Genomic DNA, 24,207 nt, shown 5'->3' with positions numbered 1-24,207 from the left:
AAAGAGGAACTGACATCCTTATTCTTATTAATGTATTTATTTTTCTGGTAGAAAAATAAGTTTGATTTTCATATCGTTTGTCACTATTTAATGATTTTGCGATAAATTTCTTTAATTTCTTCTGCCGTAAACTGAATTGGATTGGTCTTGAATGTTGTATCATTTAATGCGTTGTTTGCGATGACATCCTCAGCGGACAATGCCGCTTCTTCTTGAACACCAAAGCTATTCAATTTAATCGGCGCCTTACATTCGATCGCTAATTGCTGGACAGCTTGAGAAAGATTTGAAACAGCTAAATGATCCGGCAAACTCGGTGGACAAATACCCAATTTGCGTGAGATTCTCGCATAATTCTTTCTTGTCTCTTTATTCTTACTGTTTGCTTCTATGACATATGGAAGCAGCATCGAATTGGCTAATCCGTGAGGAACTTTAAAGTTTGCGCCTACTTGATGCGCGATTGCATGACAAACACCTAATCCAGCTGCGTCAAATGCTAAACCAGCTAGCGTTGATGCCTCATGCATTTGAATTCGAGCATCTAGCTCCATTCCTTGATTTACACAAGTCGGTAAATATTGAAAAACCAATTCTGTCGCTTTTTCTGCCAAAGCGTTCGTATAATTTGTCCGATTTACTGAAGCTAGTGATTCTATCGCATGAGTCAAAACATCCAAACCGCTGAAGGCCGTAACCGATGGCGGACTAGACATCACTAGACTCGCATCTAAGATCGCCTCATGCGGAATAATGGCTTCATGAAAAATCGGATACTTTATTTTGTTTTGCGTGTCTGTTATAACAGAGGCGCTGGTTACTTCCGATCCAGTACCGCTTGTTGTTGGTATGGCAACAAATCTTTTTACCTTATTGCCTGTTGTTCGTTTGTAGAAGAACAGCATCGCCTTAGCTGTATCGATCGCAGATCCTCCACCAACTGCGATCACCACAGTTGGTTGAATTTTCGTCATTCTTTCGATTCCTTCTACCACGGTCTCGATCGGAGGATCTGGGATAATATCAGAAAAAATTTCGACACTGTTTGTCCGCTTCACATAGCCTAAAATTCTTTTTAAGCTGTCGGATTCCGCTAAATAAGGATCGCATACGAAACAGAGGTTCTCTTTTTCAAACTGCTGCAGCCGTTCCAGACTGGCAAAACCAGAATAAATTTCTGGTTTCATTGACCATTTTTTCAAAAAGAATCCTCCCCTCTAGCGAATTGAAAATCCATCCGTCAGCACACAACGACGTTTCCGAGCAAAATCACGAGCTGATGTCGTACACTCTCCCGTCGGTGTTGCGATCGTAAACGTTGTCGGTCCTTCGCCGCCAAAACCTAAACCGGCAAATGATGACCCGTTTTTAACAAAGATCGATGTTTGGAATTTCTTAGCCGCAAGATTCATCCGACCAACATTTTGTGAATGCATTGTCGCCGTGTGATGGCGGCGATTTTCAATCTGCAACGCAGTCGCTAACCCTTCATCAAAATCTTTCACCGTAACGATCGGTAGAATCGGCATCAGCATCTCCTTCACAACGAAAGGATGAATCTTATCTGTCCGTAAAATGATGACCCGCACATCAAAATCTACCTTGATACCTGCCTCAGCTAAAATATAGTTGGCATCCTTCCCAATAAATTTCCGGCTCGGCGCCCCATTTTCCATGATCGTCATGTCCACCATTTTTTGAATAATGGCTTCATCTTGAACTAGATATGCACCGCTTTTTTCCATCTGAAGAATCAAATAGTCGGCAACTTGTTCAACGACCACGACACTTTTTTCAGCAGTACACAAAATATTGTTGTCAAATGAAGCACCGATCACGATATCCTTCGCTGCTTTTTCAACATTTGCGGTCTCATCAACAAGTGATGGCGGATTCCCTTCACCTGCTGCGATAACTTTCTTCCCGCTTTTCAATGCTTGCCGTACAACTCCCGGTCCACCTGTGATCGCCAACAGCGGAACATCTGGATGAACCATCATTTCTTGAGCCGCTTCGATCGAAGGCTCCGCAATTGTTACGATCAGATTTTGAATCCCGCAAGCTTCATAAACCAGCTCATTCATTTTGCTTACGACCCAGCGGGAAATTTTCTTCGCTCCCGGATGGACACTGAAATAAATTGCGTTTCCAGCCGCCAGCATACCGATCGAATTACAAATCAACGTTTCAGCCGGATTGGTACTTGGAGTAACCGCTCCAACAACACCATAAGGAGATAGCTCATACAAGGTCATCCCATTGTCACCGGTTAAAGCTTCCGTGTGTAAATCTTCAACACCGGGTGTCTTATCTAAAACTAGTTGGAGTTTTTGCAGCTTGTCTTCATACCGTCCCATTCCAGTTTCTTCTAATGTATCGCAGGCGATCTTTTCAATATGCGGTCTCATCCCGCAACGAATCGCGTCAATCACTTTTCTTCTTATTTCTAAGGTTTGATTTTCGTAACATTCTTGGGCAAATTTCGCCGCATGAATCGCTTCTTCAACGGTCTCAAAAACACCAAATTCCTTCGCTGGAGAGGTTGTTGTTTGAGCTTCTTGAAGAATTTTTACGATCAGTTCTTTTATTTCTTCTTCACGCATATCAAATCTCCTTCAACTTCTCTAAACCTTTTTGAGCGATCGCCATATCTTCTTCAACTGCACCGCCGCTGATACCTAAGCCGCCGATAATTTCACCCATCGAATCTTTGATCACAAAGCCTCCGCCAAAAGTAACGACCTGTCCATCAGTTAGAGTCTCTAATTGATAAAGATCGCCAGCTGGTTGAATCAGCTCCTTCAATTCATGAGTATTGGCTTTCATCGCGACAGCCGAATAGGCCTTTTTCTGAGCCAAAGCTTCACTGACTAGCAGAGCGCCTGACATTCGATAAAAACTTACTAGGCTGCCTGTTTCATCAACCAATGCCATTGAAACAGGAACACCCATCATCTCTGCCTGTTCTTCACAGGCTTGAAAGATTTTATGATGCTTGACCAATCGGCTGCTTGGCATTTGAGTGCCGCTTTGTTCAAGGTAACGCTGTAAAATCTCATCCACCAGCTTTTTTTCGGTTTCGGCTTGGTCCTCCATCCGCGCAAAAATATACAGACAATCGGATAACCGATTAACAAATTTTCGCACGTCTTCTCGTACCTCTACTGTTTCCGATAAAGCTGTCAGTAGCCGCTCCCCTCGCCGACAAATAGCTCGCGCCACGTGCAGTTGAGCTGCTGAGAGCGTCTGACCCGGTAAAATGAAACTATGCAATTCAGGCAAGCGTTTGGTGTATTGATCGATCCATTCCTCCATTTGCTGAATATCGCTTGATGCAATCAATGTGCTCTTTGCCTCCAGCTTGGTGAGATCCTTTTCCGTCGCAATTTCTGCATTCAATCGGAACAGCTTTTGCTGAACCCACTCCAAATGCTGAATCGTTTCAGAATCCTTAGCTAGCTTCTGAGCGACACTGACTTGTGCGCAACATTCATCAAATGTCCCGTAAGTATCGACTCGCAGATCTGATTTTTTTACCCTTGTTCCATCAAAAAGGCTCGTTGTTCCTTTATCTCCCGTTTTCGTATAAATCGCCATATACTTTCCTCAGCTCCCTAAAAATCAAACGTGTCAATAATTCCAACGATTGCATAATCAACAGCATCTGAAGAAGTCGAAAACAGTTTTCTGGCAGAAGAACCACTGGTCAATAAGACGTAATCCCCAATACCAGCCCCTACTGTATCCGCCGCCACCTGTTGGAAGCGAATATCCTGTTGCTCAGAGTTAATCGGTTGAATGATCATTAATTTCTTTCCTACTAATGATTCATCCTTCTGGGTCGAAACTACACTCCCAACTACTTTTGCCATCAGCATAGGGTTGAACTCCTTTCTACAACAATGACTTTCTTTTCCTTTAAGCGCTCTCTTGCCAAGTCCGTAACTAATTGCTTAGAGGCCAGTAATAAAATATCCTCCTGCGTCAGCATAGCTATTTGCTGGTAAGTGATGACTTTGTTAGAAAATCGAAAATATTGTTTTCCTTGATTGTTAAGCAATTTCACACTGCACTCGTTGAATAATTCATTTGGAATCAAATCCGTGTTTGAAAAAGCCAGTTCAAAGGTCAGACAACAATCATAGTCATAGCTTTGATACAGCCATTTCACTAAAGGGTCTTGATCGTCTTTTTTTATGAACCGCTCTAAAAATAGGATATCTACCTCGGTCAAATGAATATGCTTATTGTATAAAAAACCTCTAATTCCTTGATTAATATGGGAAGGCGTATGACAAGAAAGAAATAAGGTATTTTGTTCACGCTGATTGATGATTGAAATAATACGCTCAACTAACTCGTCCATATTCTTACTCCCAATTCTTATTGCAGATATAGTTACTATTCAATTGGAACACTGTTGTCCAGCCACACGATCAGTCAATGATTGGAATGGAAGACATCGCGATTCCAATTGGCGTTACAAATTGAGGATATTTCGGTTTATAAACCTTTTGCTCCAAATAATTGGAGAATTCTTTTTCAAATTCAGTGAGATACGAAGCACCGCCAACCACATAGATAGGGTCAGTTGGATGCTTTTTCAATACATTGGCAGTAATGTTTGCCATTCGTTGAATCACTGGGCGGCAAATAATAAAATTCTCTCGATCACGTGCTGGATCTCGTTTGATTTGTTCAGCTTCTTCGATGGAAATTTTATTATTTCCGGCAATCACTAATGTCATATGCGTTCCGCCGGTAGGTTCATCTTCGACAATGATCGGCTGACCCTTCTCAAAAATACTGATACCAGTCGTTCCGCCGCCAACATCCACGACAGCTCCTTCGTCTACATCCAGAACTAAAGCGGCTGCTGTTGGTTCATCGACTAGTTGATCTGCCAACATATTCGCACTTTCAATGACATTCGCTACCACTCGTTTATTGTTTCCAACCGTTCCCGGTGGAATAGCCCCTGATGCAGCCTTTAAAGGAAATCCCAGCGTCTCTTCTGCTTCAGCACGCAAACGATTAACGATTTGAACGGATTGTTGATAATCAACGACCAGTCCATCGCGAATCACATCCGCATACTCAAAAGCGCCAAAGATTGGTCGATTCTTTCCATCTAAAACAACCAATACAATAGAGGAAGTACCCAAATCGACCCCAACTTTATAGCCATCTTCAGGATTAAATTCCTGTGCTTGCTTTGTGTTCACAAGTTCATGAAAAGATGTTAATAATTGATTGGCTTTTTCGATTGATTCCATACTTCCTCCTTTGGACTATTCTCTGATAATCCGTCCTCGTGTATTTGGCTGAATGTCTGCACCATTCGCTTCATCTGTATCCACATGCATTTCTAAAACGAAATTCTTTCCGGGACGCAATTCAACATCATGAAAAATACAGCGCCGCGTACCTTCGAAAATTTCTACCGAAACAACTTGACCTTCTTTTAAATTCAAACGCTCCATGTCCTGATAGTTCAAATGGATATGGCGTTTTGCCACGATCGCAGCAGGAATCGTCAACTCTGCCGCCTCACTGCGAATCATGATTTCGACAGCATCAGCTAAATGACCGGATAAACGGATCGGCGGCTGCACACCTAAATTCCGTGCGTCGGTTTTTGAAATCTCCACTTGCGAATGCTTCCGTAGCGGGCCTAAAATACGCACCTTTTTGATCTCACCTTTTGGCCCAACTAAGCTCACCGTTTGCTTTGAGGCAAATTCTCCCGGCTGCTTCAAAGGCTTCAAGGGTTCGATCGATTCATTTGGAAATAGAATATTAAAATGTTCTTCCGTTAAATGTATGTGTCGGTTAGAGATGCCGATTGGAAATGTTTCTGCCTGCATCTCCAATAACACTTCACGAACAATTTTTCTAATTTCCTCAATGCTGTAATTATTCATTGCCTACTTTGGGTACTAAAATTTCGTCAACATCGTGATGTGGTCTTGGGATTACGTGAACGGAAACCACTTCTCCCACTTTTTCAGCAGCCGCGCTTCCTGCATCTACTGCTGCTTTGACTGCACCAACATCGCCGCGAACCATAACCGTAACTAGTCCTGAACCAATTTTTTCAGTTCCAACTAGTGTGACATTCGCTGCTTTGACCATCGCATCGGCTGCTTCCACAGCACCAACGAGCCCTTTTGTTTCAATCATTCCTAATGCATCATTCATGTCTATTCCTCCTATTACCGTCTATGATTACTTCTTCTTTTTTGACTCTGAAGCTTTTTTTGAACCCTTGGGTGGATTTTTTTTCTTTTTAGGTTCCTCTTTGACCGATTTTTCTTTAACCGGAGCTTCGTTAGTCGGCTCTTCTTTTATCGCTTCATTTTTACTGCTGTCGTCTTTGATTGGTTCGTCGATCACTGGCTTTTCAACTGGTGTCGCTTCTTCCTCAACTTGCACAGACGGTTGTGGGTCACTCACCACTGGTGTTTTTTCTGAGCTTTCAGCAGGTAAATCCGCTTGTTTTTGTTTCTTCATGAAAAATATTTTTTCTAAATTATTGGCTGGGCGAGGAATAACCAGTGCAGATAGATAAACGTTGTTCGCTACTGCTTTAGCTTTACCAGCGTCTACCGCTGCCTTTACAGCACCGACATCACCAGCAACCTTAACGGTCATCCAGCCGAAGCCTTTCGCTTTTTCAACACCTAAGAGTTCAACGTTGGCTACCTTGACCATCGTATCTGATACTTCGATGGCACTAGCTAACCCTTTTACTTCCACTAAGCCAATTGCTTGATTCATAGTTTCACCTCCGTAGGATCAATTGATTTGAATGGCACGCCCTTTACCAAACGTGCCGCATTCCCGCCGAAGTTTTTTAAAATCGCCGGCGGACAAGTTACAACTCGTTGAATCGATTGATAAGGAGTTTCTGGTGCCAAATTTTTATAATGAAGGGCTGCTTCATTATTTACGTACCCGATTCCGACATTGAGCGAAGAAGTATTGGACGCAACATATGCGGCTGCTATCGCATTTGTAAAATCCCTTTGCTCTATCGAAAAAGGAATTTTTTCCTCTTCCAAACCGTAAAGGATGTATTGAATATCATCTACCGCAGCATTTTTAGAAATATAGATCAGTACCATTGGTCGAACATTTAGATCAAGCTCCATCGAATCCCTCCCTCAAATAGGAAAGGATCAAGCCGGTCGCTACAGCGTTTCGCGGTCCTTCGATTTGCCGAATATTCCCGCGGCCTGCTACCAAGCCGTAATGAGACAGCGCATTGGTTACAATCTGCGGAATTTCAAAGTCTAGCGCAGAGCCTCCAACGATTACAACAAATGGAATATCTCGAATACTTCCAGTCGGACTGACACGTCGCAAGGCTCGCAAGGCGTTTGTTACAAAAACACGTTCCTTCGCCGTTTGCCGAATCAAGCGAATTTTTTCAATGGAATCATCCCCCGGGATCGGTACATAACCATCCGGAGTAACCACCACCACTTTGGCAAATAACGCGGGATCTAAAGGTTCATCAAAAAATTGGACCGAGCCGTCTTCATGCCGGATATAAAAAATATTTTCCACTTTAGCTAATGGGTATTTCTTAATATCTTCGGCTAAATAAACATCCTCCAAGCCCAACTCTGATTGAATCAGCATTGTAACCATATCTCCTGCACCAGCCAAATGTGTAGCAACGATTTTCTCATCTTTTTTGATGATGGAGGCATCTGTCGAACCCGCACCTAAATCTAAGATAGCTAACGGTGCAGAAGTTCCCGGCGTTGTTAACGCACCTAATATCGCGGCTTCTGCCTCCGCGCCGCCGATCTCAACTTTGATCCCTAGATCTTGTTGGATTTCATCGGCGATTTTCGACATCTGCAAATGATCAGATTTGACCATCGAGGCTATCCCAACCGCCTGCTCCATCGAGAATTCACCGGCTAATCCGCCTTTGACACTGATCGGCACAAAGGTATCCACCGCTAATAAATCTTGGATGAAGATTTGATTGACTGGACGATCCGTCAGCTCCGCCATCGTTAAGCGAACCTTTTCCAACATGCCGCCAACATTCGTGCCTGATTCTCCGGTTACGTTGTCGATCACTTCAAAGGCCGAAACAGCTTCCATAATTTTCTCAGCACCTGCCGAAATTCCAACTGTACTCCGACGATTGCCGCCAGTAATCTCGATTTTTCCAGCTGGTATCGTTCGTGCTTTGACATCGCCTTTTGGTGTTTTAATCACAACCGCAGAGCGATTGCCAATTAGCGCTCGGGCAACTGGAACAATGTTCTTAGTTGCCTCAGAATCAAGCTCGAAAACCGTTGCGATCCCATATGGATTGGATAACTGTGATACACCGCGGCCTGTTTCAGCAACTTCGACTGCTGCCAGCATATTGACAGGAACCTTATCGATATAAGAAACCTCATCAACGATCGGTATTTTTTTGGTTAAGCGATTGTTTACCAATACCCCATCATCTGATTGCATGATCGCAGCACTGATGAGATAACCATTTGCAACAAAATGATTAATCTGCTGTGCGACATCATCAAAATCAAAAGACTTCTCAATGATCAAAATATAAGGAGTATCCTTCTTGCCGATCTTTTCAAGCTCAGCAAAGCGAAGCGTGGTTCCTACACCCAATCCTAAGCCGCCTGGCGTTTTAGGATTATGACCGATCATTGTGGATTCAGTGATGATCGTTTCGGTTATAGTCTCCATGGCAACATCGCCGATAACAGGCGTGGCCTCATTGATTCGAATCAAGTCAATTTCTTCGACCTTCAATCGATTCTTAGAACAAGCCTCGTTGATCGCCTTGTAGATACCAAATAGATTTTTCTTCGTTCCTTTTATTCCGGTCGTATCCGCAATTGCTGATTCTAGGAATCGGACATGCTGATGGTCATCAATTTCAACCAAAGCAACTTCAGTTGAGGAATTTCCAATATCAATCCCAATTACACGTTTCATCATTCATTGCTCCTCTTCCTGAATTTCCGAACTAGAAATTAGTTATCACCTTTAAGTTTTTTCCGTTTTTCATAATGCGCAGCCGCTTCACGAATATACGCCGCACTGATTTTCGCATCATATTTCGTTTCCAACTCGCTCGCGATATCCAACAGCTCTTGTTTGCTTGAACGATAAGGTCGCAGCGCATTGTACATTTCCAGCACTCGTGCATCAGGAACAGCTGTTAACTCCGACGCGCGGTCAAAGTTATTAGCGATCGTTTTTCTACCTGCACTAGTTGCGATTTCTCCTTGTGCCTTCAAAATACGCGGCGTAATTTTCAAATCATCCGGTGTTAATGAGCCGTTCAATACATTTTCTAAAGTAATATCATCTAATGTCTTACCAGTTTTAGTTTTGATCCAATCTGGATGATTTTTTGCGATCGGATAATCAGCAACGGTTGCTGCTCCAGAACTTATTGGACTTTCTGGTGCGGAAGAACTTGCACCATTATTCATATCTTTTAAGATTCCTCGAACCAAACTTTCGATAGATTGTTCATTCATTCTAGTCACCTCACTATAAAGTTACAGAAATTTCTTCTGCTGGTTTTCCGATTACTACATGCTTCGTTTCCTTAATATGGAGCAATGCTGACAAAGCTTGATATTTCGGCCGAGCCATTTGATCGTTCATCATTGGCACTGGACTTGGTGACTCGCCTTTGGCATATTTCGCAGCGTTTTTCCCAATCGCACGATACGTTTCTAACGTGATCAGCGGAGCTTGCGGGAACAACTCTAAGTTTGATAACGGTTGCAAATCTTTTTGGTGAATGATTGCCGTGCCTTTTGATTGAATTGACACACAAACGCCCGAACCAGATAATTTATCTCCTTCAACACCCGCAAAGGCAACATCAGAAGTACGATAAACTTTAACTACTCGTGCCTTCAAGCCTTCTTCTTCAATCCCCGCAATTACTTGTTTTAAAATTTCTTTGTGCGGAACACCAAGAATATTGGTTGTTTGTGAATCTGCAAAGGCCGGTGCCACCGCAATAACTACTTCATCCTGAGAATTTCCTGGTTGGGCAACGCCGACAGATTTAAACCAATCAGACGATGCTGCAGGCTCTGTCTTTGATTGTTCAAAAGCAACAGGTTGATCTCCAGTATTCGCTTCCATTTCAGTTAAGACTTCTTTAATAATGGAGCGCAAAAGATTTTCATTCAGTTCTGTCATTTTAATCCTCCTAATTCCTATTAATGTATTCATTTTTTCTGTAAGAAAAAATAAGTTTGAGGTTCATGCCATATACCATTCTGCTAGCTTTTGATTCCTTCTTTTCAGCAGAATGGACATCCTTAAATATCTTTCGGATTGATTGCTTTAGGGATTGCTTTTACTTTTTCCCACTCTGAACCATCAAGTCGGTAGCCTGTTCCCGGTCCAGCATAATCATTCTTGTCATTGACAGCAGAGATAACATTCCAGTCCGCATCAAAGATAGAAGACGTTTGTAAGAAATCTCCAGCTACACGTTGTTTCAAAAGATTGAGCAAGCTTGTTGCTACATCTTCAAAGCCGCTTTCTGATAACCCTCTAACAAGGTCTAAGCCTGTCTTTCCTTGTGTTAATAATTCTTGTGCTGCTTTGATATCTTGAACCATGTCGCGTTCTGGCATATCTTGTGATCCGCGAGCATAAGTTGCCGCTTCAACCTCTTCATCCGTGATTGTTGGTAAACCTAATTTATCAAATAGGCCTTGCAACGCTCTCGCCGCTTTATTACGAACTGCAATTACATCTTCTTCACTCACAGGGCGTAAACCACCGTCAACACGCAAGTCACGTTGGATGATATTATAATCATCGAAATCATCGGCATCAAAGTTCGAACCAGCAAACATGTTGTCATAGTTCGGTGTTGCTGAATAACCTGATGAAATGAAATCTGTTCCCGGCAAGAATTGCATCAACAAACGAGCAGTTCTACGAATATCTGAATGTGAGAAGGTTTGGTCATTTCCTGAAGCAACTTCCAAATCAAGCAGCATTGCAATCAAGTTTTCAGCTAAAATTGCTCGAATTCCTGATGGAACCGCACCTGGTACCCCGATACAACTGATCGAACCATTTTGCAATCCTTGAACCCCAGCAGCTTTTGCTAAATAAATACAACGTGTTTCAAGATAAAGCATTGATTTTCCTTCTGCATATCCCATTTGTACCTCTGAACCCGTTCCAGAAGTAAAGCGCATTTTCAATCCGCGAGAGGCATAACAAGAAGCTAAAAATCCTTTAGACCAAGGTGTGTCATCACCATCGGTAAATACTTGTTCAGTTCCATAAACAGAGATTGTTTCAGCGTAGGCAGTAAATCCGCGCATCCCAAGGTCAAGCTCTGTCGCTTCTTCTAATGAACATTGAGTCAATACACCTGGACGGCCAGTTTGAGACCCTACCATGATCGCTACGGCATTGAAAGGTGCGTAACGAGCTACGGCAACTGTTGTTTCTTGTTCATCGAATCCACGTAAAGCACCTTCAGCTGCATCAGCAGCGATCTGAACAGGATTATCGCGGACGTTTGTTACGTGAGATTGAGTTGTTGGGCGACGACGTGCACGCATTTTTTGAACAGCCATCATCATTTCAACTACGTTCATATAACCAACAACGTCATTCAATTTACCTGGTGTAGCAGCAGTAGTTAATTGAACGATTTCTTCTCTTGAAATATTTGGATCAACGATTTTATTCGCTAATTCTTTAGAAGGAATAGCCATTACTTCTTCGGTGCGAGTCAAATCGATTCCGTATTGAGCAATATATGAATCGATCAAATCAAAGTCGGCTTTGTCTTTTCCATCAAGTTCAACTACTTCGCCGTTGACAATCTTGATACTTGGCTTAGGGTCATTAGGACTTTGCATCGCAATTAATCCTTCTTCTACCCATTCATCCACGAAACCATCTTGATTGACCGGTCTTTTTTCTAGTTCTTCAAATCGTTTTGATTTCATCTATTTTTCACTCCCACTCTTAAATGTATGATGGTTGATCATTTTTAGGCGTACTTCCCATAGTTCCCAGCAATTGGCAACCAATGTCGCGAGCTGAAATAATCGCTTGACGAACAGCACCTGAATCTCCTGTAATTGTCATCGTTACCTCATTTGAGAAGCTTTGCCCATTTTGCGGTGTTGCGTAAGAAACTACATCAACATTCGCTGATTTCAGTGCCGTATCAGCCATTACTACGCCAATTGCAGCAGGAGCACCAACTAAAATCCCAAACGCTTTTCCAACTGGAGCGCCAAATACTTTATTGCAGGCATAACTAGCACGTGCTGTATATTGACATTCGATATGTCCAGCTTCGTTGCCGTATACATCTCCGAATGTGCGAGTATCGACTTCCTTCAAGGTAACTTCAACCGCACGCTTCACATCCGATACATCGTCGCCGCCGAAGATCACGATCGATCCATGTCCAGCACCGCCTTTAGTGTCACGAGGCATTTCAATCAAAATCACTTCAGTATTTGTTGCCTTAACCGCTTCATCAGCCGCCATAATATGAGGTCCGGCACCAGTACGGGCACCAACAATTCCGATTGAACGATATTTTTTCTCTAATTTCATTGTTTCTAATAAAGATGAATCTACGTTAGCAATTACTAAACCAATAGTGTCTCCAAACTCTGTTGCTCCTACAAATTCAGTCAATGCACATTGCTTTTCAATCATTTTTTGATCTCCTCCGTTTGTGGTTTTCATCTCATTTCCTGTTTCCATTTTTGCGAGCACACGCTTCATAATCTCTTCGATTTTTTGATCTGTGTTTGCCATCAGCTATTCCACCCTTCTTTCTATTCTGACTTAGGGAGCAAGCCTTCAACTTCACTATGTGGACGTGGAATAACATAATTAGAAACAACTTCTCCTACCGCGTTGGCCGCAGAAACTCCCGCATCAACTGCTGCTTTTACCGCACCTACATCTCCTCTTACCATGACAGTGACTAATCCTGAACCAATTTTTTCCGTTCCAATTAAGGAAACATTCGCAGCTTTTACCATCGCGTCAGCTGCTTCAATGGCACCAATCAACCCCCTAGTTTCAATCATTCCTAACGCTTCCTGTTGCATAAAACATTCCTCCTAATTATTTTGATAGCACTTACATTTATAATGATAAACAAAAAAGATAGAACAAATTTGTCCTATCTTTTAGTGCGATTATTCGCGATGTTAATATTTTGTCATGGGAAAGTGTCAAGACAACGTCAAATAAGACCTAATTGATGATCAATTAAGTTCAAAAAATATCAATATTTTGTCTTCTGCTGGTCAAAATAATGTTATTGGTCTAAACAAGATTTAAAATAAATTTGTGTTCTGGTAGAATGATAGATGACTAGGAGGCGCTTACATGGAAAATATCAGTACATTGAATTCGCAAAGTTCCTTGCAACTTTCCAAAACAATCCAAGATTTCGCCCTTGCAGCAGATTTTGGCTCGGTCCTTGTTGACATACATGGAAAGGAGACTTCCGACCTGTATAACTTTTCCCCTTTTTGTCAGATAATGCGTTCAAACCCGGAATTCAAATCGCTTTGCCAAAAATGTGATGCATTTGGAGGCTTAGAGGCCTCAAAAAACGGTAACCCTTGTATTTATCGTTGCCATGCCGGACTCACAGATATTTCATTACCTATCATTCGCAATAATCAATTAATTGGATTTGCATTATTTGGCCAAGTAGAGATGAGTGATGACACTGAGAACCCATTTACTCGCATCCACCCGATCGTTACTCACTGGGAATCTTCCCCAGAATTACGTCAAGCAAGAAAGAAAGTTAAGACTGTCAGTACGACTCAAATTGAATCTGCGGCTGCTTTACTAAAGACAATTGGCGATTATCACTTTAACGACACTGATCCTCGTGATCAAATTAAATTTAACTTCCATCCAAATAAAAAAGAAACAAAAGATTCGATAAGCTCAAAAAATGATGAAATTCGCAAAGCCATTTCTTATATTGATACCAACTTAACTACAAACCTAACACTCGAAGACGTTGCTAATCATGTTTATCTGAGTCAATTCTACTTCAGCCGTTTGTTCAAAAAAGAAATCGGTGTCAGCTTTATTACCTATTTAAATCAGCAGCGAATTGAACAAGCAAAAGTCCTTTTGACTCAATCCAATTTGAGCATTAAGTCTATTTCGCAAAATATCGGTTATTCGCAAACAAGCTATTTCTGCAAAATATTCAAAGAACTTGTAGGGATGACACCAGTGAATTATCGAAAAATAAAATAATTTTTATTAAACAGCCGAATTACGGCTGTTTTTTTTCCACAAAAAAAATGAGGTGCCTGGAAGACACCTCACCAAATAAACGTCACTTTGACTATTTTAAGGTGAAATAATTCTCCCAATACAATTATCTCAGCAAAAGGGCAGGTATCCTGACTTCGCTTCATCCTCCATCTCGCCTTCCCGAAAGTGGCCTATTGAGATTTCGTCTGCTTATACAGTAGAAAGGGTCTGCCAAGGATTCGCACCTTGTTCCCTGTTCCAAATGCTTTTATTCAATTATTCACGAATTCATAATAACGCAGAATGTATCCGTTGTCAAAATTCATTTTTAAGTAAAAATTCTTTCAAACTTGAAATTCCATCTTGATTTACTGACGACAATGAAAAAATTTTTTTAGCGCCAGCTAGCCTTAATCTTTTTTTGGCTAAGTCAAACTCATCTTCACTGTGCTCTAAATCAGTCTTCGTAATAATTCCAATCATCGGTTTAGTAAAACGTGAAGAAAAGCATGGCGGAAAATAATTTTGCTTGCTTGTAATGCTTTGAACGATGGCAACACAGTCAGCTCCAACTGCCGAGCTCACCAATGCATTATAATAAAAACGATTTTCCATGAATTCACCAGGTGTATCAATCACGTTGTCCGTAAAATAGACCTGCTGTGTTTTATGGTACTTGATTTCCCAATCATTAAGAATCTGCATTAGTGTTGTTTTTCCTGAACCGGTTTCCCCAATAAAAATGACCCGCTTCATAATTATGTCCTAGTAATTTCTGCAACATCAAAATCCAAAATCGTTGCGAGTGAATTTATTACTTGTTTTAACGCAAATTCTACAGACGATACTTCGCCGATAATCACTACTGCTCCACTAAAACGATCCATAAAACCAATCGAAACATTTCCTGACTTTTTGGCAATATCCGCACCAATAATCGATGCTTCACTTGGCGTAATGGTTAAAATTCCGATCGCGTCACCGGTATGTTCAAGACCAAGCTTCTCAAAGACCTCCTGATTGGCATGAGGGATCAAGTGAGCAAGTGTGACCTGTTTTCCGGGAACGTATTCTTGAATGGAACGCTCAATATTTCTTTTTTCGCTCATGACAGTCACTCTCACTTTCACAAAAAGTTTAGCACAAAAAAATAGCATAGTTTTGTTCTCATACAACAAAATTATGCTTTCAGATTTTTAGCTTTAAAAAGCCTTTGCCGCGATTGGCAAAGGCTTAGTTATTTATTTACTTAAACGTTCGACGTCACGAGCAATCATTACTTCTTCATCAGTCGGGATAACATACACTTTCACACGAGAGTTTTCAGTAGAAAGTTCTGCTTCTTTTCCGTGAATGCTCTTGTTGATTGCTTCATCGATCTCAATACCGAACCAAGTCATGTTTTCTAAGACCATACGGCGAACAGGATCAGCATTTTCACCAACACCTGCAGTAAACACGATAGCATCTACGCCATTCATCACTGAGATGTATTGAGCGATATATTTACGAATACGATCACAATAAATTTCCAGAGCTAAAATTGCCTCTTCATTACCTTCGTCGGCACCATTTTCGATGTCGCGCATATCACTTGAAATACCAGTCAGACCTAAGACACCAGATTTTTTATTCAACACATCGATCATTTCGTTGATATCTTTGATTCCTGCTTTTTCCATTAAATATGGAAGTAATGAAGCGTCGATATCTCCGGCACGAGTTCCCATTGTTAATCCTGCTAACGGTGTGAAGCCCATTGATGTATCGACTGATTTACCGCCTTCAACCGCAGTTACAGAACCGCCGTTTCCAATGTGAGCAGTGATGATCTTTGTTTCTTCGATTGGTTTGCCTAATAATTCTGCTGCGCGCTCTGAAACATAGCGATGACTTGTTCCGTGGAATCCATATTTACGTGCCGCATATTTATCGTAATATTCTTTCGGAATACTATATAAATAATTTACAGCTGGCATTGTTGCATGGAAAGAAGTATCAAAAACAGCCACGCTCGTTACATTTGGTAAAATATGGCGGAATGCTTTGATTCCCATTGCATTAGCTGGATTGTGCAGCGGTGCAAATTCGCTTAGCTCTTCAATTTTTGCTAAGACATCATCATCGATCAAAACAGAATCTTTGAAGTATTCGCCACCAGCTACAACACGGTGGCCAACGCCGGTGATTTCATCAAACGATGCAATGATTTTTAGTTCAAGCAATTGATCTAGTAACATTTGAACCGCAACTTCGTGATCTTTAATATCCAAAATTTGTTCAAATTTTTGTCCATCGCCATATTTGATTGTGAAGATTGAATCATTCAAGCCGATTCGTTCAACGATTCCTTTTGCGATGACTGACTCTTCAGGCATTTGGTAAAGTTGCCATTTTAGACTTGAACTACCTGCATTGATTGCAATTGTTTTTGACATTTTAACTCTCCTTTATAATTGAAATGCTTTTCGCTCATTTGAGCAGTTTATAAATTAGAAGACTTCCAGTCCTCGAATTTTTTGAAAAACTCTGTTACTTGATTCGGATCTTTTAATGACGGTAAGTGAACCAACAATACTTTTTCTGCTTGTTCGGTCATTTCACTTTTTTTCTGCAACAGTATAATACTTTTTCGCGAATGCTCAGACATGAATAAATCATTTGGCAGTTGAATAATCCCCTGCAAAAATACTTCATCCTTAAACCATTTTTGCAGCAGCGGCCCTTGCTCCGTCTCAAGAAAGTTGCTTGGCACTAAAAATATCCCAAAGCCGTCTGGTTTCAAATAGTTCATCGCCTGCTCCATCAATAGATGATGTGCATAACTGTGTTCCTTTTCTGAATGCGTTACAAACTTTTTAGCCTGCTGATCATTTGGATAATAGCCAACTGGCAGATCACCGATAACATAATCAGCTGGATCGACTAGCAGGTCTTGCAGACTATCTTGGTGGAATAATTTAATGTCCTCATCCACTAATATACTATCCGCAGCAGTAACGGCTAGTAAAGTCTCATCGTTATCCACGCCGACACCTTTAACAGAATAGTTTGCCGCCTGCAAATTGATCAGTGTCGTCAATAAAAGATTGCCCATGCCAACGGTGATATCTAAAATTTCCAATGGCTGTTCTTTTTTTAATGTCAACTGTTCGATCAAAAAGACAAATAAAAAACCAATACTATCAGGCGTCAATTGATGATTGGGCTGTATGCTTTCAGTTTTTGATCCTTTAAGTAAAATCAATTGTGTTAGCTTGCGCCAATCTTCTTTCTCTAACTTTAAGTCCAAAAGTTTTTGATAAAGCGCCTCTACTTTTTTCACAGTGGCTTCATCTGGCTGTTGATCAAGTACACGTACTTTTGCATTGTCAACTAAGTTCTCCGTATTTTCGATGTAAGCGTCAAAAAAAGAAGTTCCTAGTGAACGTTGCAATGCGATGATCGCTTCTTCCATTAAAGGAAAAGCTGTCTCGATTTTTTCTGGATTCATCTTGCACCCCACTAACTAATATAACACTCACGATACCTGTTCTATTTTAGCGGACATGTTCCAATTAATCAATCGCTTTCTTTCTTTTATCATTGTTTTTCTAATTCAACATAAAAGTATCTTTTACAATATATCCGGCTATATTTGCTCGATCCCGCAGGCTATATCAATCTGAAGAATTTGATGTGCTATTTTTTTCATAAAAATGATATGTTTTCTTTTTAATTTTCACTGTGATCTTCACTTGATTTTGTTCCGTTTCATAAATTAATTCTCCTAAATTAAACATCCACGTACCATTTTTTGCGTCCAAATCAGGATAATCCGCTAAAAAAAGTTCCTTCGCAATTTTGGCCTGATACAACTGTTCGGTGCGTGAAACTAAATCTGCTGTTTGATGGTAGCTCGTAGTTAAATTCAGCAATAAAAAACTAAACAAAAAAATAGCCAATAGCACGGAGAGCAAAACTCCGCCTTGGCTATTTGAAAATCCACGTACCTTCTTTCTGTTTTCCATCAGTGAACGTAACAACAAAATCCACTCCATGATTTTTTTCTTGGCAAACAAATTGATCCACTCCTGTCAATAATGGTTGATTCCCGCCAGATTGTCGTTTAATAATTTTTTTATTAACTTTCTGTATGATCAAAGGAACCATCTTGCCTTTATCTTCTACTTTAGTTGAAATTTCATTATGCGTGGTTGTTATGTACTCTGCATCATCTAATTCATTATCTAACTGAAGCAAAAATACTTCCCACTCTAACTGATGATACCCGCTTAAAGCCTGCTCCATTCTATGTGCATGTTGAATTAACCCTGATAGCAGCAAAAGAATTCCGCTGAGCATCAAGAGTGCGACTAAACTTTCTAACAACGTAAAACCGTTACTTTTTAACAATCAGAATTCCTCCTTGTCGATTTGAGGCTAATCCTTGTTCTAAAATAATTTCAATCTGCGATTTAGTTGAACTAGCAGAATGCAGACGACAACGGCGAGTTTCATTATAGAGATCACGATAATTGGATAATTCGCTTAAACGTTGCCGGCTCTCCTTTTGCAGCTCAACCGTCACCTCTATGTAACTTGAGACGATCACTACTAAAATTGCTAAACTAATCAAGCTCTCTAACAAGATATATCCCTTATTTTCTTTCAAAACGTCCACTTCCCATTTGAAATTGATAAACTACTTGGCCTTCATCAGAAAAAACGACTTTGGGAATATTCCCATTTCCCGGCTGATCAGTAGAAATATTTCCTTTTCCTGCACTAAAAAAGACAGTCCCCTTGCTTTCTAGTTGAATCGACTGAGGAACATTAAGTTGTTTCCATGGCAATTCTGTATGAATCGTATAAAAAATAATCACTTGCTGATCTTTATGAAGTTCGATCCGAGTCCCACGATAATCCGTGATCGCGACTTGCTGAAGATGTAAAATCGATTTTTCAAATTGATAGTAGAAAAAGGTTTTCTCTAATTGATGCTGCCAACTTTTAAGCGCAATCGTTGGCAGCAAAACAAAGCTGCACACCACTATTAACACGATTAGTATCTCAATTAAAGTAAAACCGGCATTAGTCTTTTCCCTTGTTGCGTTCATAGGCTTCATATTGTTTCTCCTTAACATAGCCTTGATCAATCAATTCCTGCTTATTCGGTGCTCGACCATGATCTAATTCAAATACTTCAATCTGAGTCTCGACAACTTTTGCAATGGCTGCATCACTTTTTTTTGTCGCACTGTCTTTTTGATTGATCAGCTTAGGTACAAACAGTAACAACAGCAAACTAATAACGAAAAGTACAACTAACATTTCTAATAATGTAAAACCTGACAATTTCTTTTTCACAAGATTCCCTCCAAATTTGTTAAAGGCAGGAGCATCGTTAAGTACAAACTGACGATTAAAAGCGCGACAATCAAGAATACAAAGGGCTGCAACCAAGAACACATAAACTCCAATTGATTAAAAAAACGGCGCCAGACTAATTCGCTGTAAGTCAATAATTCTTTAGCTAAATTCCCGCGAGCTTCTCCTTGGAAAACAATGCGGCTAAATTCCTTTGTCAAAAAAGGATATCTTTTTAATTCCTCAGCTAAGGTATTTCCTTGTGCTAAGCGTATTTTCAGCTCAGCAGCCAATTCCTGCATTAAAGATTTTCCTTCAATAACCAATAAGCATTCGATTATTTGGTTCAATTCTAGACCTTGTTGAAAAAGCTTTCCCCATTCTAAAGCAAAATAAGCAGAATAATAGTTGCTGAATAATGTTCCAATTAAAGGAATTCTTGCTAAATAACGAAATCGAGTTAAAAAAGTGTGGCGTTTTCCAAAAGATCGCCAGCCTAAAAGAAGGAATAGTAAAAAAATAATCAATCCCAAACCAAATACTGGTACTGATTTGATTAGCTGAACTGAAAAGTCTTCTGCTCGAATCATTCCGCTAGCCAATAATTGCGGTAATAGAAAAAAGCGCATGCCTAATAAAATCACGATCAAAAAAAATAATAGAAGCAGCGGATAAGAGATTGCTTTGAGAAAATTTTCTCTTTGGCGCTGGACCAGTCTCATTTGTTCTGCAATACCCAATAATGTTTTCGCGAGATCACCATGAGATTCGGCCAATTTAATTTGTAAAACCTGATCGTTTGAATAATCCAATTGACTAAAGCTCATCGCTAAGCTGTTTCCCTGATGAAGCTCTTGTTGTACATCGGCTAAAATTGAGGGAAGAAAAAGATTGGCATTGATAAAAAAATCAAATGCTTGCTGCAAACTGAAGCCATTCTCCAATAAATCACCTAGTAAATGTACAAAATCAATTCTCTGCTTTCTAGTTAATCTAGATCTGTTCCACATGCCTTCAACCCTTCTTCCCAAGTAAATAGCAAATCATCCTGATAAAAACGATAACTAGTCAATAATCCGATCGTTTCATTAACCGGTAAAAGTTCTTGATAAATGATGCCCTGTAAGCATTCCTTGAGTAATGAAGCTTCACCGCCTAATTCAAAAATCCTCGCATGTGCCGATTCCAAACTGGCCGCATGCAAAGTTGCGTAAACGCAATGACCTGTCAGAGCTGCTCTGATGGCCCCTTGAATCGTCTTTGTATCTCGTATTTCCCCGATAATCAACGCATCTGGATGATGCCGTAAGGATAATTTGATCAACTCATCATAGCTCTGATAGATTTTTTCATTTACCTGCAGCTGTAAAAAATTAGGTTCTTCAATTTCTACTGGATCTTCAATCGTCAGCACTCGTCCGTCCATTTCCCGAGCCAGCTTATACATCAATGTCGTTTTCCCTGAGCCCACAGGACCGCAAAACAAATAGAGCCCTCTCTTTCGAGTATGTTCCTGAATTATGCCTAACTGTTCGGGTATATGATAAACTTCCCTACTACGGCCAAATTGGTGTAAAAACCGAATAACTAGACTTTCGCGCTGTAGATAATCTCCTACAGTGGAAAGCCTCAACCTTTGAGTACCATGAGGTAAGGAATAGGAGATCGCACCCAATTGAGCTTTTCGTTTTTCACTGACATCCATCTGACCCAGATACTTGAAACGATTAATCAGCTGCAAGGCGGTAACTACACACAATTCATTTTTAGGATTAGTTAGATTTGATTCTTCGCGCTCATAGAAGGGTCCTCGGCGAAAGAAGCAACGGTACTTCTCTCCCTGAGGTAATAAATATAAATCTTGCATCTGATGCTCGAAACCGTACTGGATCAATTCGTCTGAAAGCTTTTCAATCTCCATTCCTTTCACCTCACAAATAATATACGTAAAAAAATCTGCTGACTTCAAAAAAAAGAAGATGAATCAAAAAAAGATTCATCTTCGTAAATTACATATTTTTATTTTTAGGTTTTATCTTGGAAACGCGCCTCTACACGATAAATACGCTGGCCTCTATTCGAAAATTTTTCTTCGTATTCAGTCATAATATTTCCCTCATAGGAGCTCTCGTGTAAATCCAACCACACTTGTTCAAGAGTCATACCATATTTTGAAAAACTGCTTAGAGAATATTCGAATAACCCTTGGTTATCCGTTTTGAAATGGATCTCACCAGCTGGACGTAAAATTTCTTCATCTACAGCTAAAAAGCTTGGTGACGTTAAGCGACGCTTCTCGTGTTTCTTTTTCGGCCAAGGATCGGAAAAATTCAGATATATTTGATCAACTTCACTATCCGCAAAGTAATTGGTTAATTCTGATCCGTCGACATGCAATAGCTGCAAATTCGGCAATTCTGCTTCAACTAGTCTATCTAATGCAAGAGAAATCACACTAACCTGCATCTCTACACCAATATAATTGATTTCTGGATGCGCGGCTGCCATCCCAGTAATAAATTGACCTTTTCCCATTCCGATTTCAATGTGGATCGGATGATCATTACCGAAACGTTCGGACCAGCGGCCTTTCCATGCCTCGGGATCTTGTACTACATATTCAGGTCGAGCCGCCAGCATTTCAGCGGCGCCTGGACGATTTCTTACTCGCATTGTTTTCCTCCAAAAAAATTCTATTAATCATTCACTTTACTACATTTCCCATGGTACATACTGTTCAATTTATAACCTCAGCTCAACTTAACGAAGCTGTAAAAGGTTGGATTCGCAAAAAGAAAACTGAACAAAACGTTCAGCTTCCAGCAAAAATTCGTTTTAATTGTAAAATTGATTGATTCATATGATGATACTCGTTCCGTTTGTATTGGCGAGCGATTTCTAGAAGCAGACTCATCAAACCATACCAATAAACTCGCTCCATATTCTCATCCGTTGGCCGAATACCGTATCTCACAAGCCATTTACTCCAACTGGATAACGGCACATAATTACCTAAAATAGTTCCAATATCTAGTGCCGGATCAGCAAACATAACCGAGTCCCAATCAACTAGATATAAATAATTAGAACACACCAACCAGTTGCGATGATTCACATCACCATGGACAACGGTGTAATTTTTCTTAGCATATGTGGGAATATTTTTTTTCAAATAATCGTAAACTAATTCGATAAACCCATTTTGTTCGATCATGGTTGGTAAGTTAGCTTCATAATCCGCCAGCAGCTGCTGCGGAGAAACTTGCCGTCCACCCATTTTCTTTAGCATCACTTTCAACGACGGCGAATGATGAAGATGATATAACACATCCACTACGTCATTCCGACGAGGGATTTCTTCTGGTTCAAGAAGTCTCCCATCCAACCATTCTTGTGCGGTCAACGTATCACCATTCCCTGTCCGTTTGATCCAGACAAGCTTTGGCGCGATTCCTTCACGGGATAAGGCTGCCAACATTGGAGTGGTATTTCGTTTAATGAAGACGCGATCTTCGTCTCGATAGCCGATATACGTTTTTCCCGTATCGCCTTTGATCGGCTGCACACGCCAGTCACTATCCAACTGAAACTCCATTCCCAAGGCCCTCCCCTAGCATTTTAAACGTAATTACTATTTTAGTCGGGGAAAGGCACTTCGTCAAGAGCATGTATGTTCTTCTTTGCTTATTTTTCATCGCGATGTGCTTGAACAGCTAAATTCACTGCTTCAATATAAGCATTAAGAACTTTTTTCGTAACCTTTCCGGGCATTCCATCACCGATTTTTTGATCATCGATTTCAATAATCGGCATGATTTCTGCTACTGAACTAGTCTTGAAGCATTCATCTGCCGCTAATAGTTCTTTTTTAGTGAATGTTTCTTCTCGCAGCTCAAGCCCTAAAGCATTTGCCAATTCACGAATTTTGATCTTCGCAATCCCCGGCAGAACTAAATTACCATCAGGGTGTGTGTAAATCACACCATCTTTTACCATCCATAGATTTGAAGCGGATGCCTCAGTCACGTTGCCATCACGAACTAAAACAGCTTCATCATAACCGTTTTGCTGCGCTTCATCTAAAGCGAGAATATTTCCTAATAAACTGATGGATTTGATATCACAATGTAACCAGCGTTTATCTTCAACGAATCCAGCTCGAATCCCGATATTTTGTTTAGAGGTTGGGCGTGAAGCAGGTTGGATATCAGCCATTAAAACTGGTGGAACCTCTTTTGGATCTGGAAAATTATGCAACCGCGGTTTTGCTGTTCCACGAGTGACTTGAAAATAGACACGCGCATTTTCCAGCCCGACTTCATCCGCTAAGCGGTGTAGTCGCTGACTTAATTCTTCTTTCGTAAAAGGAAGAGTCATGCGGATTTTTTCTGCACTAACCCATAAACGGTCTAAATGTTCTTTTTCCATATACATATAGCCATCATAGATACGGATCACTTCATAAATACCATCGCCAAATTGATAGCCGCGATCTTCAAGATCAATCTTCACTTCTGATTCATCTACGATTTTTTCATTCCATAATACCTTCATTTA

General features: G+C 40.6%; 31 protein-coding genes and 1 riboswitch. Of the genes, 1 reads left to right on the top strand and 30 read right to left on the bottom strand.

Going from position 1 to position 24,207, the window contains the following annotated elements; all coding sequences use genetic code 11:
* Positions 1–83: 83 nt before the first annotated feature.
* From A5875_RS01670 to A5875_RS01595, 16 genes are all read right to left on the bottom strand, one after another.
* Positions 84–1,202 (bottom strand): 1-propanol dehydrogenase PduQ, encoded by a 1,119-nt coding sequence (locus A5875_RS01670; protein ID WP_088932006.1) that lies wholly within the window; start codon positions 1,200–1,202, stop codon positions 84–86.
* Between the two features lie 15 nt (positions 1,203–1,217).
* Positions 1,218–2,603 carry an aldehyde dehydrogenase family protein gene (locus tag A5875_RS01665; protein ID WP_088932005.1) on the bottom strand — a complete coding sequence of 462 codons (1,386 nt, stop codon included), beginning with the start codon at positions 2,601–2,603 and terminating at the stop codon, positions 1,218–1,220.
* 1 nt (position 2,604) lies between these two features.
* Positions 2,605–3,597, bottom strand: a complete 993-nt coding sequence (locus A5875_RS01660) for a cob(I)yrinic acid a,c-diamide adenosyltransferase (protein ID WP_088932004.1) — start codon at positions 3,595–3,597, stop codon at positions 2,605–2,607.
* Between the two features lie 17 nt (positions 3,598–3,614).
* Positions 3,615–3,878, bottom strand: coding sequence for a EutN/CcmL family microcompartment protein (locus A5875_RS01655; protein ID WP_088932003.1), 264 nt, complete (start codon positions 3,876–3,878; stop codon positions 3,615–3,617).
* Positions 3,872–4,366, bottom strand: coding sequence for a PduM family microcompartment protein (gene pduM / locus A5875_RS01650; protein ID WP_137665209.1), 495 nt, complete (start codon positions 4,364–4,366; stop codon positions 3,872–3,874). The genes A5875_RS01655 and pduM overlap by 7 nt, the downstream gene beginning before the upstream one ends.
* A 70-nt stretch (positions 4,367–4,436) precedes the next feature.
* Entirely contained in the window at positions 4,437–5,276 is an 840-nt protein-coding gene (gene eutJ / locus A5875_RS01645; protein WP_088932002.1) for an ethanolamine utilization protein EutJ, read from the bottom strand.
* Between the two features lie 15 nt (positions 5,277–5,291).
* The gene (pduL, locus tag A5875_RS01640; protein WP_088932001.1) at positions 5,292–5,924 is read right to left on the bottom strand and encodes a phosphate propanoyltransferase; all 633 of its coding nucleotides are present in this window, start codon (positions 5,922–5,924) and stop codon (positions 5,292–5,294) included.
* Positions 5,917–6,201: a BMC domain-containing protein gene (locus A5875_RS01635; protein ID WP_088932000.1), complete on the bottom strand. Its 285-nt coding sequence runs from the start codon at positions 6,199–6,201 to the stop codon at positions 5,917–5,919. The genes pduL and A5875_RS01635 overlap by 8 nt, the downstream gene beginning before the upstream one ends.
* Before the next feature lie 27 nt (positions 6,202–6,228).
* Positions 6,229–6,780 (bottom strand): BMC domain-containing protein, encoded by a 552-nt coding sequence (locus A5875_RS24265; protein ID WP_088931999.1) that lies wholly within the window; start codon positions 6,778–6,780, stop codon positions 6,229–6,231.
* On the bottom strand, positions 6,777–7,154 hold the full coding sequence (locus A5875_RS01625) for a glycerol dehydratase reactivase beta/small subunit family protein (protein ID WP_088931998.1): 378 nt from the start codon (positions 7,152–7,154) through the stop codon (positions 6,777–6,779). The genes A5875_RS24265 and A5875_RS01625 overlap by 4 nt, the downstream gene beginning before the upstream one ends.
* Positions 7,144–8,979 (bottom strand): diol dehydratase reactivase subunit alpha, encoded by a 1,836-nt coding sequence (locus A5875_RS01620; protein ID WP_088934598.1) that lies wholly within the window; start codon positions 8,977–8,979, stop codon positions 7,144–7,146. Before A5875_RS01620 ends, A5875_RS01625 begins: the two co-directional genes overlap by 11 nt.
* A gap of 38 nt (positions 8,980–9,017) precedes the next feature.
* On the bottom strand, positions 9,018–9,530 hold the full coding sequence (locus A5875_RS01615; RefSeq protein ID WP_088931997.1) for a diol dehydratase small subunit: 513 nt from the start codon (positions 9,528–9,530) through the stop codon (positions 9,018–9,020).
* A gap of 13 nt (positions 9,531–9,543) precedes the next feature.
* Positions 9,544–10,209, bottom strand: coding sequence for a propanediol/glycerol family dehydratase medium subunit (locus A5875_RS01610; protein WP_088931996.1), 666 nt, complete (start codon positions 10,207–10,209; stop codon positions 9,544–9,546).
* 122 nt (positions 10,210–10,331) lie between these two features.
* Positions 10,332–11,993, bottom strand: coding sequence for a propanediol/glycerol family dehydratase large subunit (locus A5875_RS01605; protein WP_088931995.1), 1,662 nt, complete (start codon positions 11,991–11,993; stop codon positions 10,332–10,334).
* 19 nt (positions 11,994–12,012) lie between these two features.
* Complete coding sequence (gene pduB / locus A5875_RS01600) at positions 12,013–12,822, bottom strand: propanediol utilization microcompartment protein PduB (RefSeq protein ID WP_088931994.1); 810 nt, start codon at positions 12,820–12,822, stop codon at positions 12,013–12,015.
* Between the two features lie 20 nt (positions 12,823–12,842).
* A complete protein-coding gene (locus tag A5875_RS01595; RefSeq protein WP_088931993.1) occupies positions 12,843–13,121 on the bottom strand; it encodes a BMC domain-containing protein in 279 nt (92 codons plus the stop codon).
* 283 nt (positions 13,122–13,404) lie between these two features.
* Between A5875_RS01595 and A5875_RS01590 the strand changes: the two genes are divergently transcribed.
* Positions 13,405–14,301, top strand: a complete 897-nt coding sequence (locus A5875_RS01590; protein ID WP_088931992.1) for a PocR ligand-binding domain-containing protein — start codon at positions 13,405–13,407, stop codon at positions 14,299–14,301.
* A gap of 122 nt (positions 14,302–14,423) precedes the next feature.
* A riboswitch (cobalamin riboswitch) is annotated at positions 14,424–14,596 on the bottom strand.
* 20 nt (positions 14,597–14,616) lie between these two features.
* Here A5875_RS01590 and A5875_RS01585 read toward each other — a convergent pair.
* The 14 genes from A5875_RS01585 to dat all read right to left on the bottom strand — a co-directional run bounded on the left by A5875_RS01585 (position 14,617) and on the right by dat (position 24,204).
* Complete coding sequence (locus A5875_RS01585) at positions 14,617–15,057, bottom strand: EutP/PduV family microcompartment system protein (protein ID WP_088931991.1); 441 nt, start codon at positions 15,055–15,057, stop codon at positions 14,617–14,619.
* A 2-nt stretch (positions 15,058–15,059) separates the two neighbouring features.
* A complete protein-coding gene (locus tag A5875_RS01580; RefSeq protein WP_088934597.1) occupies positions 15,060–15,410 on the bottom strand; it encodes a BMC domain-containing protein in 351 nt (116 codons plus the stop codon).
* Positions 15,411–15,542: 132 nt separating this feature from the next.
* Positions 15,543–16,739 (bottom strand): acetate kinase, encoded by a 1,197-nt coding sequence (locus A5875_RS01575; RefSeq protein ID WP_088931990.1) that lies wholly within the window; start codon positions 16,737–16,739, stop codon positions 15,543–15,545.
* A gap of 47 nt (positions 16,740–16,786) precedes the next feature.
* On the bottom strand, positions 16,787–17,794 hold the full coding sequence (locus A5875_RS01570; protein ID WP_088931989.1) for a class I SAM-dependent methyltransferase: 1,008 nt from the start codon (positions 17,792–17,794) through the stop codon (positions 16,787–16,789).
* A gap of 166 nt (positions 17,795–17,960) precedes the next feature.
* Positions 17,961–18,251: a competence type IV pilus minor pilin ComGG gene (comGG, locus tag A5875_RS01565; protein ID WP_249355035.1), complete on the bottom strand. Its 291-nt coding sequence runs from the start codon at positions 18,249–18,251 to the stop codon at positions 17,961–17,963.
* A 22-nt stretch (positions 18,252–18,273) separates the two neighbouring features.
* Complete coding sequence (comGF, locus tag A5875_RS01560; protein WP_088931987.1) at positions 18,274–18,696, bottom strand: competence type IV pilus minor pilin ComGF; 423 nt, start codon at positions 18,694–18,696, stop codon at positions 18,274–18,276.
* The gene (gene comGE / locus A5875_RS01555) at positions 18,683–18,964 is read right to left on the bottom strand and encodes a competence type IV pilus minor pilin ComGE (RefSeq protein ID WP_254911835.1); all 282 of its coding nucleotides are present in this window, start codon (positions 18,962–18,964) and stop codon (positions 18,683–18,685) included. The genes comGF and comGE overlap by 14 nt, the downstream gene beginning before the upstream one ends.
* Positions 18,942–19,409 carry a competence type IV pilus minor pilin ComGD gene (comGD, locus tag A5875_RS01550; RefSeq protein WP_088931985.1) on the bottom strand — a complete coding sequence of 156 codons (468 nt, stop codon included), beginning with the start codon at positions 19,407–19,409 and terminating at the stop codon, positions 18,942–18,944. The genes comGE and comGD overlap by 23 nt, the downstream gene beginning before the upstream one ends.
* Complete coding sequence (comGC, locus tag A5875_RS01545) at positions 19,375–19,650, bottom strand: competence type IV pilus major pilin ComGC (protein WP_088931984.1); 276 nt, start codon at positions 19,648–19,650, stop codon at positions 19,375–19,377. The genes comGD and comGC overlap by 35 nt, the downstream gene beginning before the upstream one ends.
* The gene (comGB, locus tag A5875_RS01540; protein ID WP_088931983.1) at positions 19,647–20,660 is read right to left on the bottom strand and encodes a competence type IV pilus assembly protein ComGB; all 1,014 of its coding nucleotides are present in this window, start codon (positions 20,658–20,660) and stop codon (positions 19,647–19,649) included. Before comGB ends, comGC begins: the two co-directional genes overlap by 4 nt.
* The gene (gene comGA / locus A5875_RS01535; RefSeq protein ID WP_088931982.1) at positions 20,639–21,571 is read right to left on the bottom strand and encodes a competence type IV pilus ATPase ComGA; all 933 of its coding nucleotides are present in this window, start codon (positions 21,569–21,571) and stop codon (positions 20,639–20,641) included. The genes comGB and comGA overlap by 22 nt, the downstream gene beginning before the upstream one ends.
* Positions 21,572–21,675: 104 nt before the next feature.
* Positions 21,676–22,323: a tRNA (guanosine(46)-N7)-methyltransferase TrmB gene (gene trmB, locus A5875_RS01530; protein WP_088931981.1), complete on the bottom strand. Its 648-nt coding sequence runs from the start codon at positions 22,321–22,323 to the stop codon at positions 21,676–21,678.
* 139 nt (positions 22,324–22,462) lie between these two features.
* Positions 22,463–23,245, bottom strand: a complete 783-nt coding sequence (locus tag A5875_RS01525; RefSeq protein WP_088931980.1) for a phosphotransferase family protein — start codon at positions 23,243–23,245, stop codon at positions 22,463–22,465.
* Between the two features lie 89 nt (positions 23,246–23,334).
* Positions 23,335–24,204, bottom strand: a complete 870-nt coding sequence (gene dat, locus A5875_RS01520) for a D-amino-acid transaminase (protein ID WP_088931979.1) — start codon at positions 24,202–24,204, stop codon at positions 23,335–23,337.
* Positions 24,205–24,207 lie beyond the last annotated feature (3 nt).

Origin of the sequence: Enterococcus sp. 3H8_DIV0648 (assembly GCF_002140655.1) — a bacterium.
Taxonomy (GTDB): domain Bacteria; phylum Bacillota; class Bacilli; order Lactobacillales; family Enterococcaceae; genus Enterococcus_A; species Enterococcus_A hulanensis.
Note: the sequence above shows the minus strand (reverse complement) of the source record. Positions and strands in the feature narration are given on the sequence as shown.